General features: G+C 68.5%; 13 protein-coding genes. 7 read left to right on the forward strand and 6 right to left on the reverse strand.

The features are described from left to right. Positions 1 to 57: 57 nt before the first annotated feature. The gene (locus PV646_RS41995; RefSeq protein ID WP_500348447.1) at positions 58 to 1,230 is read right to left on the reverse strand and encodes a M14 family metallopeptidase; all 1,173 of its coding nucleotides are present in this window, start codon (positions 1,228 to 1,230) and stop codon (positions 58 to 60) included. After that, complete coding sequence (gene pnuC / locus PV646_RS42000) at positions 1,227 to 1,850, reverse strand: nicotinamide riboside transporter PnuC (RefSeq protein ID WP_500348449.1); 624 nt, start codon at positions 1,848 to 1,850, stop codon at positions 1,227 to 1,229. The genes PV646_RS41995 and pnuC overlap by 4 nt, the downstream gene beginning before the upstream one ends. Before the next feature lie 54 nt (positions 1,851 to 1,904). On the opposite strand from pnuC, the gene PV646_RS42005 reads away from it, so the two are divergent. Together PV646_RS42005 and PV646_RS42010 are read left to right on the forward strand one after the other, a co-directional pair. Further along, entirely contained in the window at positions 1,905 to 2,993 is a 1,089-nt protein-coding gene (locus PV646_RS42005) for a phytase (protein WP_500348451.1), read from the forward strand. A gap of 9 nt (positions 2,994 to 3,002) precedes the next feature. After that, positions 3,003 to 4,046, forward strand: coding sequence for a winged helix DNA-binding domain-containing protein (locus tag PV646_RS42010; RefSeq protein WP_500348453.1), 1,044 nt, complete (start codon positions 3,003 to 3,005; stop codon positions 4,044 to 4,046). Here the strand turns inward: PV646_RS42010 and PV646_RS42015 are convergent. From PV646_RS42015 to PV646_RS42025, 3 genes are all read right to left on the reverse strand, one after another. Continuing rightward, entirely contained in the window at positions 4,043 to 5,086 is a 1,044-nt protein-coding gene (locus tag PV646_RS42015) for a glucose-1-phosphate thymidylyltransferase (RefSeq protein ID WP_500348454.1), read from the reverse strand. The genes PV646_RS42010 and PV646_RS42015 overlap by 4 nt on opposite strands. 162 nt (positions 5,087 to 5,248) lie before the next feature. Beyond that, complete coding sequence (locus tag PV646_RS42020) at positions 5,249 to 6,025, reverse strand: mechanosensitive ion channel family protein (protein WP_500348455.1); 777 nt, start codon at positions 6,023 to 6,025, stop codon at positions 5,249 to 5,251. A 223-nt stretch (positions 6,026 to 6,248) separates the two neighbouring features. Then, entirely contained in the window at positions 6,249 to 7,805 is a 1,557-nt protein-coding gene (locus PV646_RS42025; RefSeq protein ID WP_500348456.1) for an alpha/beta hydrolase, read from the reverse strand. A 120-nt stretch (positions 7,806 to 7,925) separates the two neighbouring features. On the opposite strand from PV646_RS42025, the gene PV646_RS42030 reads away from it, so the two are divergent. The 5 genes from PV646_RS42030 to fabF all read left to right on the forward strand — a co-directional run bounded on the left by PV646_RS42030 (position 7,926) and on the right by fabF (position 12,738). After that, positions 7,926 to 9,125: a PucR family transcriptional regulator gene (locus PV646_RS42030; protein WP_500348458.1), complete on the forward strand. Its 1,200-nt coding sequence runs from the start codon at positions 7,926 to 7,928 to the stop codon at positions 9,123 to 9,125. Between the two features lie 194 nt (positions 9,126 to 9,319). Next, entirely contained in the window at positions 9,320 to 10,249 is a 930-nt protein-coding gene (locus PV646_RS42035) for an ACP S-malonyltransferase (protein ID WP_500348460.1), read from the forward strand. Further along, positions 10,246 to 11,223, forward strand: a complete 978-nt coding sequence (locus PV646_RS42040; RefSeq protein ID WP_500348461.1) for a beta-ketoacyl-ACP synthase III — start codon at positions 10,246 to 10,248, stop codon at positions 11,221 to 11,223. Before PV646_RS42035 ends, PV646_RS42040 begins: the two co-directional genes overlap by 4 nt. A gap of 46 nt (positions 11,224 to 11,269) precedes the next feature. Continuing rightward, complete coding sequence (locus PV646_RS42045; protein ID WP_030465146.1) at positions 11,270 to 11,506, forward strand: acyl carrier protein; 237 nt, start codon at positions 11,270 to 11,272, stop codon at positions 11,504 to 11,506. Further along, positions 11,503 to 12,738: a beta-ketoacyl-ACP synthase II gene (gene fabF, locus PV646_RS42050; RefSeq protein WP_500348463.1), complete on the forward strand. Its 1,236-nt coding sequence runs from the start codon at positions 11,503 to 11,505 to the stop codon at positions 12,736 to 12,738. The genes PV646_RS42045 and fabF overlap by 4 nt, the downstream gene beginning before the upstream one ends. A gap of 547 nt (positions 12,739 to 13,285) precedes the next feature. Here fabF and PV646_RS42055 read toward each other — a convergent pair. Further along, positions 13,286 to 13,858, reverse strand: a complete 573-nt coding sequence (locus tag PV646_RS42055; protein WP_500348465.1) for a hypothetical protein — start codon at positions 13,856 to 13,858, stop codon at positions 13,286 to 13,288. Positions 13,859 to 13,998: the final 140 nt, after the last annotated feature.

The raw sequence follows: 13,998 nt of genomic DNA on the forward strand, positions 1-13,998 counted from the left end.
TGCTAAGGCCCTGGTCAGAGCATCCGATATATCAGTTCGACCGATATATCAGTTCGTTCAGCACTGAGCGACGGGCTGCGCGGGCAGGAGCGGGCCGTCCGCTCGGGCGTCCAGCAGCACCGGCACCAACGCTCGCGCCTCCTGCTTGAGCGGCACGATCCGATCACCGCCTCGGAGGTACTGGGACTTGATGCCGTGCAACGCCAGTTCGTCCCGCACCTCGACGTACTGGGCACCGGTCAGCACATAACCGCACGGCGGCGTGGCCACGACATCCGACGGATCCGGCGCCTGGTTGTCGGCGCCCCCGAAGTAGATCGGGCCGGACCGGACCGCACGGGAGGCGGCGTTCGCGGCCTCGATCGCCGAGCGGTTCGAGCCGACGAACGACTGGGTGCCGTCCAGGGCGAGCAGGTGCGACTCGACGCGGTACGCCGGGGTGTTGTCGACGTTGGTCTCCACCAGCAGGCCCATGCCGTGCTTCAACCCACCGGTGTTGCGCAGGATGCGCTCCTGGCCGTCGCCGGCCACCTGGCGGACGGGCTCGCCGGTCACCGGGTCGACGTAGATGCCGTAGACGCCGGACGTGCGGCCGGCGGCCTCGACCGAAGGCCGGACGAAGGAACGGGAGAGCGTCTCGGACAGGTCATGAACACCAGGTGCCACGTTCAGGTTGCGTGGCCACAGCCAGAGGACGTCCTTCACGTAGTAGGGCTCCGACGGGCCGAACTCGTGCAGGTCGTGGATGACGTCGGGCTGCCAGTCGCGGATCACCGCGGCCATCGCGCGGGCCTCGGCGGTGCGCAGGAGCAGGTGGTCGCGGTTGATGTCGATGCCGGCGGAGTTGCCGCGGGTGTCGGCGGCGCGGCCGTCCGGGTTGGCGTTCGGGACGAAGAGGTAGGTGACGGAGGACGAACGCGGCAGGGAGCGCATGCGGATCAGGCACGCCTCGCGGCCGGCGGGTTCGTCGCCGTGCTGGGAGCAGATGAAGAGAACCACCGTGCGCGCGGTGCGGGAGCCCACGCGCACGAGCTGGATCGGGCGGCCCTGGGCGGTGACGCCGATCTCCGAGACGGGGAGGCCGGTGGCGCGCAGGTAGGCCTGTTCCTCGGCCTCGGTGGTCCACTTGCCGGTGAGCTCGAATCCGGTGCGCGGAGGTGGTGCGGCGACGGCCGGAACAGCTACCAGCGACGAGACAGCGGTCAGCAGAGCGATCAACAGTCCCCTCATAGAGGAGACTTTGCCGCCTGTGTCAACCGGCGGGCGGTGCGGTTCCAGTCGAGGAAACCGTGGATCACCAGGCCCGCGAAGATCACGTAGACGAACGCGCTGAAGTACAGGCCCGACTGGATCTGCAACGGCACGCCGACGGCGTCGACCACGAGCCACACCAGCCAGAACTCCACGAGCCCCAGGCCCTGCAGCGCGAACGCGAGGATGGTGCCGATGAAGATCGCGGCGTCCGGCCACGGTGCCCACGAGGCGTCCAGCGCGTCCAGCACCAGCGCGAACGCGACCGTGCCGACGACGAACGCGAGAGCGACCGCGATGCGTTCGCGCCAGGAACCCTTGCGCACCACCACGCCGAAGACCGGGTCACGCCGGCGCGCCCAGGCGTACCAGCCGTAGACGGCGATCGCACCGACGGCGACCTGACGGGTGGCGAGGCCACCTAGGTGCGCCGACATGTACACCGTGAAGAGCATCGCGACGGAGACCAGCTGAACGGGCCAGGTCAAGAGTGAACGGCGCTGCGCGAGGAACACCACCGCGAGCGCCAGCACCTGCCCGACCAGCTCCGTGTACGCGATCTTCTGCCCGAAGATCGTCAGTCCCAGCTCGTACCACACGGTTGTTCCCCCGCGGTTCAGTCGCAGTACACCGGTGTTTCCTACGGTCCCACCATGTCATCTTCATTAGCACTCGCGCTCGTGCCTTTGTTCCTGACAGCGCCGGCAACGCCTGTCATCACACCGACGGTCGTCACGCAGACGTTCGAGGAGCCCGCCGACGCGGACGACCCGGCCATCTGGGTGAACCCGCGCAACACCGAACGCAGTGTGGTCCTGGGCACGCTGAAGGAAGGTGGCTTGGCGGCGTTCGACCTCGGCGGTCGCACGATCGGCGTCTACCCGGCGCCGCTGCCACCGACGCCGGACGCGAAGCCCGGCCGCTACAACAACGTCGACGTCCTCGGTGACCTGGCGTTCGTCAGCGACCGCGGCCGTGACCGCATCCGGGTGTTTCAAGTGGACGAACACGGTGCGAGGGACGTCACGAACCCCGCTGCGAAGCCGGTGTTCAGCAAGACCGAGGCGGAGGTCGACGAGCAGCACACCGCGTACGGCCTGGCCGCCGGCCGGATCAACGGCAAGGACGTCGTCGTCACCAGCCGTCGCAACGAGACCAGCATCGCGCTCCTCCAGGTCGTGAAGGGTCCCCAGTACGACACCAAGAAGATGTCCACTCTGGACCTTCCGAGCACCTTCACCCTGCCGAACGGCCGACAGTGGACCGTGTGCGGCGAGCCCGGCGAGGGTCCGCAGGTCGAGGGCATGGTGATCGACGAACGCACCAGCACCCTGTACGCCGCCCAGGAGGACGTCGGCATCTGGCGCATCCCGTTGCGCGCCAACGGCTTCGGCAAGCCGCAGCTCGTGGACAAGGTCCGCACGTGGGGTGCGCCGCAGAGGTACAACCCCGAAACCGAGGAGTGCGAGGCCGACGGACCGAACCCCGGTTTCGGCGGCAAGTGGCTCGAAGCCGACGCCGAGGGCCTCACGATCGCGAACGACGTGCTGCTCGCCTCCAGCCAGGGCGACTCCCGGTTCGTGGCCTACCGCAAGGCCGACATGAAGCCCCTCAAGGACTTCCGCATCAAGGACGTCGAGCACTCCGACGGCGCCGACATCGTGCTGGGCAAGCTCAACCTGCTCGTCGTCCACGACGGAGAACGCCCCGACGGCACCGGATTCGCGTTCATCAGGTTCTAGTCTGTCCTGATGGGGATCCTGAGCCTGAACGCCCTCAACCGGGCACTGATCGAACGCCAGATGCTGCGCGAGCGCGCCGACACGAGCGCGCTCGCCACCATCGAGCACCTCTTCGGCATCCAGGCGCAGGAACCGAAGTCGCCCTACGTCGGCCTCTGGACGCGACTCCGGGACTTCCGGCCGCAGGAGCTCGAAGTCCTCCTGACCGACCGGGAAGCCGTCCGCATCCTGCTCATGCGCGGCACGATCCACCTGGTCAGCGCACGGGACGCGCTCGGCCTGCGCCCCCACACCCAGCTCAAGCTCGACCGCGAGCTGCAGAGCGGCCCGTTCGCCGCCCGGCTCAGGGGACTCGACTTCGACGAGATCGCCGAAGCGGGCCGCAAGATCCTCGACGACACCCCGCAGGGCACCGCCGAGGCCGGCAAGCAGCTCCAACAACGCTGGCCCGACCGCGAACACACGGTCCTCGGCAACGCGCTGCGCAACAAGCTCGCCCTCGTCCAACTGCCGCCGCGCGGCCTCTGGCACAGCAGCGGCCGGGCGATCTGCACGACCGTCGAGAACTGGCTCGGCCAGCCTCAGGAAGCCATCACCAAAGAAGAGATCGTCCTGCGCTACCTCGGGGCGTTCGGTCCGGCCACCGTCATGGACGCCCAGCAGTGGTCCGGCCTCACCAAGCTCACCGAGACGTTCAACGCCCTGCGCCCGCGCCTCGTGACGTTCCGGAACGAGGCGGGCAAGGAACTCTTCGACCTCCCCGACGCCCCACGCCCCGACCCCGAGACGCCGGTGCCGGTACGGCTGCTGCCCGAGTTCGACAACATCCTGCTGGCCCACTCCGACCGCCGCAGGGTCATCGCGGACGACCGGCTCGGCGTCGTCATCGGCGGCAAGCCCACGGTCCTCGTCGACGGTTTCGTCGTCGCCACCTGGGCCATCACCAAGGACCGCGCCGTCACCGTCGACTACATCGACGCACAGCCGAAGAGCAGGCAGAAGGCGGTCGCCGAGGAGTGCGACCGCCTTCAGGACTGGATCAACGCAACCTAGGCGGCGACGTCCACGTGCGCGCCGTCACCGACGACGAGCCGGTGCTGGCGCGCCGAACCGACGCGGGCCCGGCGCCCGATCAACGACGTCTCGATGCCCGAGACGTTGTGCACGGAGGCCTCGTTCAACACGATCGAGTCGGCGACCCCGGACTCGATGATCCGGCAGTCCGCGCCGATCGACGTGTACGGCCCGATGATCGACTCCTCGACCAGCGTCCCGGCACCGATGATCGCGGGCCCGACGATGCACGACCGCACCACGCGCGCACCCTCCTCGACCACGACGTCACCGATCAGCCGTGACTCGTCGTCGACGATGCCCTGGATGTCGCCCCGCAGGCCCATGAGCAGCTCGCGGTTGCACTCCAGCACGTCCTCGACCTTCCCGGTGTCCTTCCAGAACCCCGAGTACATCCGTGCCCGCACATCGCGTTCGTGCGTCACCAGCCACTGCAGCGCGTCCGTGATCTCGAACTCGCCGCGCCACGACGGCTCGATCGCGTCGACGGCGGTGTGGATCGCGGGGGTGAAGAAGTAGACGCCGATCATCGCGAGATCGCTGCGCGGCTCCTGCGGGTGCTCGATCAGCCGCGTCACGCGCGAGTTCTCGTCCACCTCCGCGACGCCGTAGAGCCGCGGGTCCTCGACCTTGTCCACCAGCACCTGGGCGGACGGCCGCAGCCGGGCGAACTCGTCGGCGATCTGGCCGATGCCCTCGACCAGCACGTTGTCACCCATGTACATCACGAAGTCGTCGTCACCGAGGAACGGCCGGGCGATCCGCACGCAGTGCGCGAGACCGAGCGGCTGGTCCTGCTGGATGTAGGTGATCGAGACACCCAGGTACGAGCCGTCGCCGAACAGCTCGGAGATCTCCTGCGCACCGTCACCGACGACGATGCCGATCTCGGTGATGCCGACGTCCCGCAGGTTCTCCACGACGTACTCGAGCACCGGCTTGTTCGCGATGGGGACGATCTGTCGAGGCAGCGAGTATCCGGCCGGGCGTACGCCCGCGGACAGCACAAGGGCTTTCATAGGTCCTCCACCGCGACGGAACAGTTCGGGTGAGGACGAGGCTCCGTCCGGGCGGTGGACGGAGCCTGGAGAACCCCCAGAACACCAAGAAGGGGCCCTGCGCGTGATGTTTGCGCAGGACCCCTTGCCTGAAGTTAGAGCCTCTAACTCAAGCTAGTGCTACTAGCTCATGGGAGTGCCGGAAGGAGGCGTCTGCATGTCACCCATGCGCCCACCCACCGTCTGCCGCATCTCCTGGGGCATCTCCTGGGAAGCGCGCGGCATCGGGGAGTGGGCCTGCGCCTCGTCCTGCACGCGGGTCAGCCAGCCCTCCCAACGCTGCTGCATCGGGCGGACCAGGCCGCCACCCACGCCGATGATGACGACGCCGGCGACGGTCGCGAGCACGGCGATCAGGACCGGCATGGTCACCGAGATCGCGATGCCCAGCTGGTTGAGGGACGCGATGATGCCGAGCGCCATCACGAAGCCGTAGGTGATGTTGCCCATGATCTTGGTGTACGTGCGCTGGCCCAGCGCACCGGTGACGAGACCCTTGAGCGCGGTGCCGATCGCCGACGCGACGATGACGAGCACCAGGGCCACGACGATGCGAGGCAGGTACGCGATGACCTCGTTGAGCAGCGTGCTGACCGGGTTCGAGGCGCCGAAGACGCCGAACGCCAACTGCAGCGCGATGAGCAGCACGAAGTAGTAGACGATCTTGGCGATCAGGCCGGACGCGTCCATCGACGACTGGCGCATCGCGCCGTTGAGGCCCGACTTGTCGACGAGCTTCTCGAAGCCGACGCGCTTGAGCAGGAACTGGACGCCCTTGGCGAGAGCCTTGGCGATGAACCAGCCGATGACCAGAACGAGCAGGAAGCCGAGCAGCTTCGGCACGAACGTGGCGACCATCGCCCACGCCTGGCCCAGGCCCTCGGTGATTTGCGAGCCCACGGGCCCTCCAATGAACAAAAGTTGCGGTGAGTGAAGTTCAGACGCCGTGATCGTTTCGTGGATCACACCGCTCCACAACTTCGACACTGCTACACGAAAGGGTGGCTGACGTGGATTTTTGTCGCAATACAGTCCAGAGTGGAACTACCGGTGGGGACCGGGGAGAGGGAAGCGCCCGCCACGCTCCGTGGCGGGCGCTTCCACATGTCCGGGCCCGTTCACCTCAGGGCCGGGCGGAGAACCCGCGGCCGTCCAGGTAGGCCTGGATCCCCTCCGGCGACAGCGTCGGAGCGGCGCCTCCCTGACCGTCCTTCGGCACGTCCGGCCTCGGGTCGCCGATGCACTCGGAACTGCTGCCGGGCAACGCCCCGTCGATCAGGTACCGGTTGACCTTGCCGTCGACGCAGGCGTTGCCGCCGTTGTAGAGGCCGTGCTTGCCCTCGTCGGTGACGGTGATCAGGTTGTGCCCGAGCCGTTGCGCCATCGCCGGTCCGCTCGCGTACTGGGTCTGCGTGTCGCCCTCGGACTGCACGACGACGCCGATCGGGTAACCGGTACGGCTGATCTTCACCGGCGGTTCCGGCGGCGTGAACGAGCGGAACGTGCAGGTCATCGGTGCGGCCCTGACGATGCCGAAGCCGTAGGGGTAGCGCTCGCGGAACATCCGCATGTCCTCGTAGTAGAAGCTCACGTCGGTCGGCCAGTCCGACTCGCAGGTGACCGTGTCGAAGACACCAGACCGCAGCTCTTCCAGACCGGTCTTCGCGAGGACCTGCCCCGCCTTGGCGCCCTCCGCGTTGGCGGGCTTCTCGCCCGACTTCAGCTTGGTCACGATCGACGCCAGCTCCGACCACAGTGGACGGTAGCGGGCACCGACGCCCATCGCCCCGTCGAACGAGGAGCGGTTGTGCTCACCGATCGGCGTCGCGTGCACCTTCGCGGCGACCTTCTCGACCTCGGCCAGCACCTCGTCGCGCGACTTGCCGAGCCCGAACTTCTCGTTGCGCTCCCCCGCCCACGTGGCCCACGACTCGACGTCCATCCGGTACGCGACGGCCTGCTGGCGGAACTGCTCGTGCCAGATCCACTCCGGGTGCACGGCCGAGTCGAGGACGCTGCGGTCGAGCCGCTGAGGGAACAGGGTCCCGTACACGGCGCCCAGGTACGTGCCGTAGGAGTAGCCCAGGTAGTTGATCTTCTGCTCACCCAGCGCGGCGCGCACGACGTCCATGTCCCGCGCGGTGTTCGCGGTGCTGATGAACTGCCGGATCCCGCCACCCGACTTCTGGCAGGCCTCCTCGGCCTCGCGCGCCTCGGCCGCCCACTTGCCGAACTCGCTGTCGGCGGGCCGTGACTCCGGCGCGGCGATCGCGGGCGCGGAGCGGCAGTTCAGCGCCGTCGAACCGCCGACGCCGCGCGGGTCGATGCCGATCACGTCGTAGACCTGGGCGAGCTCGGACTTCAGCAGGAACAGCGGCAGGCCGAGCCCGGAGCCGCCGGGTCCACCCGGATTGGTGAACAGCACGCCACGCCTGCGGTCGGCCGCCGCGGCCTTCTTGCGGCTGATCGTCAGGTTGATCCGGTCGCCGGCCGGTTTGGCGTGGTCGAGCGGCGCGACGAGCGTCGCGCACTCCAGTTCGCCGAGGTTTCCGCCGCACGCCGCCCACTTGACGGGTTGCGCGTGGAACTCGGCGAGCGGATCGGGTGGATCGGCGGAGGCGGTCGTGCTCGTGACCAGCAGAGCGACGACCCCTAGAACCAGTGCCGGATAGCTGCGCAAGACGAAACCTCCACGCCGTCCTGAAAGATCTCAGCTGCCCGACGGTATGGCCGTTCAATCGAGCACATGGGTTCTGTCACCCATCCCGGTGATGTCCGCTCGAACGCCTAAGCTGCGGGTATGACCAGCAGCAAGGCGAAGGAGGAGCACCCGCCGACGCTCTCCGCCCGCACCATGCGCAAGATCGAACGCGCGTCGGGCTCGCTCGCGACCGCCAGCGTGGCCGAGATGGAGCGGCGGCTGCCCTGGTTCGCCCGGATGCCCGCCGACCAGCGGGCGAGCGTGCTGCTGCTGATCCAGAACGGCGTCGCGGGCTTCTGCGAGTGGCTGCACGACCGGCAGCAGGCGATCCGGCTGACCGCGGACGCGTTCCGCAGCGCCCCCAAGGACATCTCCCGCTGGGTGAGCCTGCGCCAGACCGTCGAACTCGTGCGGATCGCGCTGGAGCTGTTCGAGGGGCAGTTGCCGGAGATGGCGGCGAACGAGGCGGAGCGCGCGCTGCTGATGGAGGGCGTGCTGCGGTACGGACGGGAGATCGCCTTCTCGGCCGCCACCTCCTACGCGGCGGCCGCCGAGGCGCGCGGCGCGTGGGACGCCCGGCTCGAAGCGCTGGTCGTGGACGGCATCGTGCGTGGCGACCCCGAGGAGTCGCTGCTGTCCCGTGGTGCCGCGCTCGGCTGGGACCCGGCGCTGGAGGCGACGGTCCTGGTCGGCAACCCCGGTGGCGAGGACCCGCCCGCGATCATCTACTCGGTGCGCAGCAAGGCCGCCCGCGCGGGCCGTCCGGTGCTGCTGTCCGTGCAGGGCTCACGGCTGGTCGTCGTGCTCGGCGGCCCGACTGAGACCGGTGAGGACGTGCTGGGCCGCATCGCCGAGGGCTTCGGTGAGGGCCCGGTCGTCGCCGGGCCGACGGTGAAGTCGCTGTCCGAGGCCCATCGCAGCGCCAGCGACGCGTTGAGCGGGCTGCGCGCGGTCGTGGGCTGGCCCGCCGCCCCTCGCCCCGTCCGCTCGCTCGACCTGCTGCCGGAACGGGCGTTGGCGGGCGATCCGGAGGCCGAGTGGCAGTTGGTCGACAGGGTCGCCCGGCCGCTGGAGGACGCGGGCGGCGCGTTGCTGGAGACCGTGGACGCCTTCCTGGAGGTCGGCGGCGTGCTGGAGACGTGCGCGAAAAGGCTGTTCGTGCACCCGAACACGGTCAGATATCGCCTTCGGCGCGTTCAGGAAATGACGGGAAGAAATGCACATGACGCTCGAGACGCACTTGTGCTTCGCGTCGCATTGTCTGTAGGACGCCTAGCGCGCTCCCGTGGCCTGTGGTAGCGAACGACCTGTGACGGACTTCGCACACATCCGTTAGGGTGAGGGCCAAACGACCCTGCGCTACGCTGAGCTGGGCTTACGCCGTGGAGCGTTCACCTGAACGACACTTTTGTAGGGTCTCTACAAATACGATCGCAGTACTTCGTTCTTTACAGCATGGGGTACCGGTGGGTTCACCAGCTTTAGTAATCGGCGTGATCGCACTCCTCGCGCCCGGACAAGGGTCCCAGACGCCCGGCATGCTCACCCCCTGGCTCGAACTGGAGGGGGCGGAGAAGCAGGTGCGCACGTGGTCGGAGATCACGGGCCTGGACCTGGTCCGTCTCGGCACCACCGCGGAGGCCGACGAGATCGTCGACACCGCGATCACGCAGCCGCTCGTCGTGGCTCTCGCCGTGCTCGCGTTCGGTGAGCTGCGCAAGCGTCTCGAACTGCCCTCCGCCGTGATCGTCGGCGGTCACTCGGTCGGCGAGCTCGCCGCGGCCGCGGTCGCGGGCGTCATCAGCGCCGACGACGCCGTCGCGCTGGCCGCCGTGCGCGGTGCCGCGATGGCGGAGGCCTGCGCCCTGGAGCCGACCGGCATGGCCGCGGTGCTCGGCGGCGACGAGCCGGAGGTGCTCGCGCGCCTCGAGGAGCTCGGTCTCGTGCCCGCGAACCGCAACGGCGCCGGCCAGATCGTCGCGGCCGGTCCGCACTCCGCGCTCGACGAGCTCGTGGCGAACCCGCCCGGCCCCGCGAAGATCCGCAAGCTGGCCGTCGCGGGCGCTTTCCACACCAAGTACATGGCGCCCGCCGAAGACGCGGTGCGCGCCCGTGCCGCCGAAGTCGCCGCGCACGACCCGTCGCTGCCGCTGGTGTCCAACAAGGATGGTCAGGTCGTGACCGAGGGCGCCGAGGTGCTGGCGCGCCTGGTCTCCCAGGTCACGAGCCCCGTCCGCTGGGACCTGTGCCAGGCGACGTTCGTCGAGAAGGGCATCGCCGGCTCGGTCGAACTGCCGCCCGCCGGTGTGCTGACGGGTCTCGCCAAGCGTGCGATGAAGGGCACCGCCACCCTCGCCCTGAAGACCCCCGACCAGCTGGAGAAGGTCTCGGAGCTCTTCGAGACCGTTGGAGCCAATAAGTGACGACCTTCCAGGCCCCGCAGGCAGCCGCGGGTAGCCGCATCCTCGGCCTCGGCAGCTACCGGCCCGAGGCCGTGGTGAGCAACCACGACCTCGCCGCTCGCATGGACACCTCGGACGAGTGGATCCGCGAGCGCGTCGGCATCGTCAACCGGCACGTGGCGGCGAAGGACGAGGGTGTCGTCGACATGTCCGTCCTGGCCGCCACCAAGGCGATCGAGGACGCCGGTCTGACCGCGGCCGACATCGGCGGCGTGATCGTCGCGACGTGCACCATGCCGTCGACCATCCCGAACGCCGCCGCGCAGGTGGCCACCAGGCTCGGCATCCAGGCCGCGGCCGCGTTCGACCTGAACGCCGCGTGCGCGGGCTTCTGCTACGCCGTCGCGACCGCGGCGGACATCGTCCGTGCGGGCACGGTGCGCAACATCCTCGTCGTCGGCGCGGAGAAGCTCACCGACTGGATGCACCCCGACGACCGCTCGACCGCGATCATCTTCGCGGACGGCGCGGGTGCCGTCGTGGTCGGCGCCAGCGACACGAACGAGATCGGCCCCGTCGCGTGGGGCTCGGACGGCTCGATGTCCGAGGTCATCCGCATCGACGACCGCGACTCGTTCATCACCCAGGAGGGCCAGACGGTCTTCCGGTGGGCGACGACGCAGGTCGCTCCGGTCGCGATCCGTGCCGCCGAACTCGCGGGCGTCGAACTGTCCGATGTGGACGCGTTCGTCCCGCACCAGGCCAACCTCAGGATCATCGAGGCCATCGCCAAACGCCTTCGCAAGAATGGTGCGCGCGAGGACCTGAAGGTCGCTCGAGACATCGTCGAATCCGGCAACACCTCCTCGGCCTCGGTCCCCATGGCGCTCGACCACATGAGGTCCGCGGGCGAGATCTCCTCCGGAGACGTGGTGCTGATGGTCGGTTTCGGCGCGGGCCTGTCCTACGCGGGACAGGTCGTCCGGTGCCCGTGAGCACCACCCACAGTTTTTCCACCGTTTCAACCGAAAGGGAACTTCAGTGAGCGACAACGTCCTGTCCGGTCTTGCCGAGATCGTCGAAGAGGTCGCCGGCGTTGCCGCCGACGACGTCACCGCTGAGAAGTCCTTCGTGGACGACCTCGACATCGACTCGCTGTCGATGGTCGAGATCGCCGTCCAGGCTGAGGACAAGTTCGGCGTGAAGATCCCGGACGACGAGCTGGCCAACCTCAAGACCGTTGGTGACGCGGTGAACTACATCACCAGCAACAAGTGAGTTCGGGCATCGAGGTCGTCATCACCGGGCTGGGTGCCACCACCCCGCTCGGTGGTGATGTCACGTCCACCTGGGACGCGCTTCTGGCGGGCAAGAGCGGCGTGGGTCCGATGACCCACGACTGGGTCGAGAAGTACGACCTGCCCGTCAAGATCGCGTCGCAGCTCGTGGTGGACCCGACCGAGGTGCTCCCCCGAGTAGAGGCACGCCGCCTGGACCGCTCCGAGCAGGTCGCCATCGTCGCGTCCCGCCAGGCGTGGTCGGACGCGGGCCACGACGACGACACCGTCGACCGCCAGCGTCTCGCCGTCATCATCGGCACGGGCATCGGCGGCGCGATCACCCTGCTGACCCAGGACGACCTCCTGGAACAGCACGGCCTGCGCAAGGTGTCGCCGCTGACCGTCCCGATGCTGATGCCGAACGGCCCGGCCGCGCACGTGGGCCTGGAACTGAAGGCACAGGCGGGCGTGCACGCCCCGGTCTCCGCCTGCGCGTCAGGCGCCGAGGCCATCGCATGGGCCTACCGCATGATCATGGCCGGCGAAGCCGACGTGGTCGTCGCGGGCGGCGCCGAAGCGTGCATCACGGCCATCCCGGTGGCGGGCTTCAGCCAGGCCCGCACCATGAGCACCCGCAACGACGAGCCGGAAAAGGCGTCGCGCCCGTTCGACACGGCCCGCGACGGCTTCGTCCTGGGCGAGGGCGCGGGCGTCATGGTCCTGGAACGCCGCGAGTTCGCAGAGGCCCGCGGAGCCAAGATCTACGGCCGCCTCGCAGGCATCGGCACGTCGGCCGACGGCTACCACATCACGGCGCCGGACCCCGAGGGCGTGGGCCAGTCGCGAGCAATCGCAGCAGCCCTGCGCTCCGGCGGCATCGACCCGTCCGACGTGGGCCACGTGAACTGCCACGCCACCTCCACCCCGGTGGGCGACGTCGCGGAAACCGTGGCAATCCGCAAGGCGATCGGCGACCACCCGGTCCTGACCGCCCCGAAGGGCTCCCTGGGCCACCTGCTGGGTGCAGCAGGCGCGGTCGAGGCCATCATCACGGTCCTCTCGATCCGCGACGGCATCGTCCCCCAGACGCTCAACCTGGACAACCTCGACCCAGCGGTCACACTGGACGTGGTGGCAGGCGAACCACGCAAGATCAAGCTCGACGCCGCGGTGAACGACTCGTTCGGGTTCGGCGGCCACAACGTGGCCCTGGCCTTCACCCCGGCCTAGCACCACTCCGCTCGACATCAGGGCCCGGTCCGCAGCGCGGACCGGGCCCTGATGTGCTGTCAGACAAGGGTTTGGGCACGCTCGCGCAGGGGTCCCCTTGAACTCAGCGTCCCCCGCGACCCAACGTACAGAGCGGGTCTGACAGTCCCGCGATGCCGAAGAGCGGGCCTGACAGTCCCGCGATGTCGAAGACGAGCCGTCCTTACCAAACGGTCCGGGTGGGGTGGTCCCGTCACGAGTCGCACCTCAGCTCTTGCTGCATCTGAAGGGGAGGGTCAAGTCGACACGCTTTTCGTCGACTTGACCCTCCCCTTCAGATGTGGCCAGCTCCAGGTGCGACTCGTGACGGGACCACCCCACCGACGCCACCCTCAACGCAACGCGCCTCCGCCCAAAGCAACAGGCGTGCCATCTACCTGCGCGTGGCGTGGGCCGGTCTTTGATCAGATTGTGGGGGGTCTGGGGGGCGGAGTCCCCCAGGAAGCAGCACAACGCAACGCCCGCAACGCAACCACCTACGGACACCGAAGCCGAAGCCGAAGGCGAGTCAGCACTTCTCCATCTGCGGGTTCCGGTTCTCCGGCGCCTCATCCACCTTCAACACCCCACCCTCCCAGACCAGCACATAAACAACCCGCCACCGAATACACCCCTCAGGCAACGCAGGCGGAGCCTTCGAAACGTCCTGAGTGGACACGAACGAGATCAGCACCCGCAACCGCCGCCCGACCACATCGGACTCGACGCGCTGCACCACCATCCCGCCGTCCCGGGTGCTCTCATAAGCAGCAACCCACCCGGCCTCAGGCGTGGAAGAAACCCGCCGAGCCGAAACCACCCCACGCCAAGCGTCGAAGTCACGCGAGTTGATCGAGTCGAAGTAGGCCTGCAACACCCGTTGCACGGCAGTCCGGTCCGGATGCGTGAACGAGTCGGGGCTCAGCCGGACCTCTCCGGACCCCGGGAACGGCCCCGCAACGGACGAGGACGGCACCGCGGGCGCCCCACGGGCCTCGGCCGGGCGTGAGTACACGGTCCGGCCCACCATCCCGGCCGCCACAGCGGCACCGGTGATCACGACCACGGCCGGCACCAGCCAGCGGCTTGCCACGCTCCCCACACGCGCAGCCTAGCCGCACGACACGCCGGGCAGCGGAGGGCCGCTGACAAAACGTGTCGTGTTACATCAAAACACGAATTTCACTCGAACGATTACATCACACAGGGATTTACCGAGAAGCATGTAGTAAGACAATGTTT

The sequence above is a fragment of the Streptomyces sp. ID05-26A genome, assembly GCF_033794685.1.
Classification (GTDB): domain Bacteria; phylum Actinomycetota; class Actinomycetes; order Mycobacteriales; family Pseudonocardiaceae; genus Lentzea.

What these genes read in the sequence shown, in the direction of transcription:
- PV646_RS41995 (WP_500348447.1), bottom strand. Translation starts at nt 1,230, where the DNA reads ATGAGGGGACTGTTGATCGCTCTGCTGACCGCTGTCTCGTCGCTGGTA.
- PV646_RS42005 (WP_500348451.1), top strand. Translation starts at nt 1,905, where the DNA reads ATGTCATCTTCATTAGCACTCGCGCTCGTGCCTTTGTTCCTGACAGCG.
- PV646_RS42010 (WP_500348453.1), top strand. Translation starts at nt 3,003, where the DNA reads ATGGGGATCCTGAGCCTGAACGCCCTCAACCGGGCACTGATCGAACGC.
- PV646_RS42015 (WP_500348454.1), bottom strand. Translation starts at nt 5,086, where the DNA reads ATGAAAGCCCTTGTGCTGTCCGCGGGCGTACGCCCGGCCGGATACTCG.
- PV646_RS42030 (WP_500348458.1), top strand. Translation starts at nt 7,926, where the DNA reads ATGACCAGCAGCAAGGCGAAGGAGGAGCACCCGCCGACGCTCTCCGCC.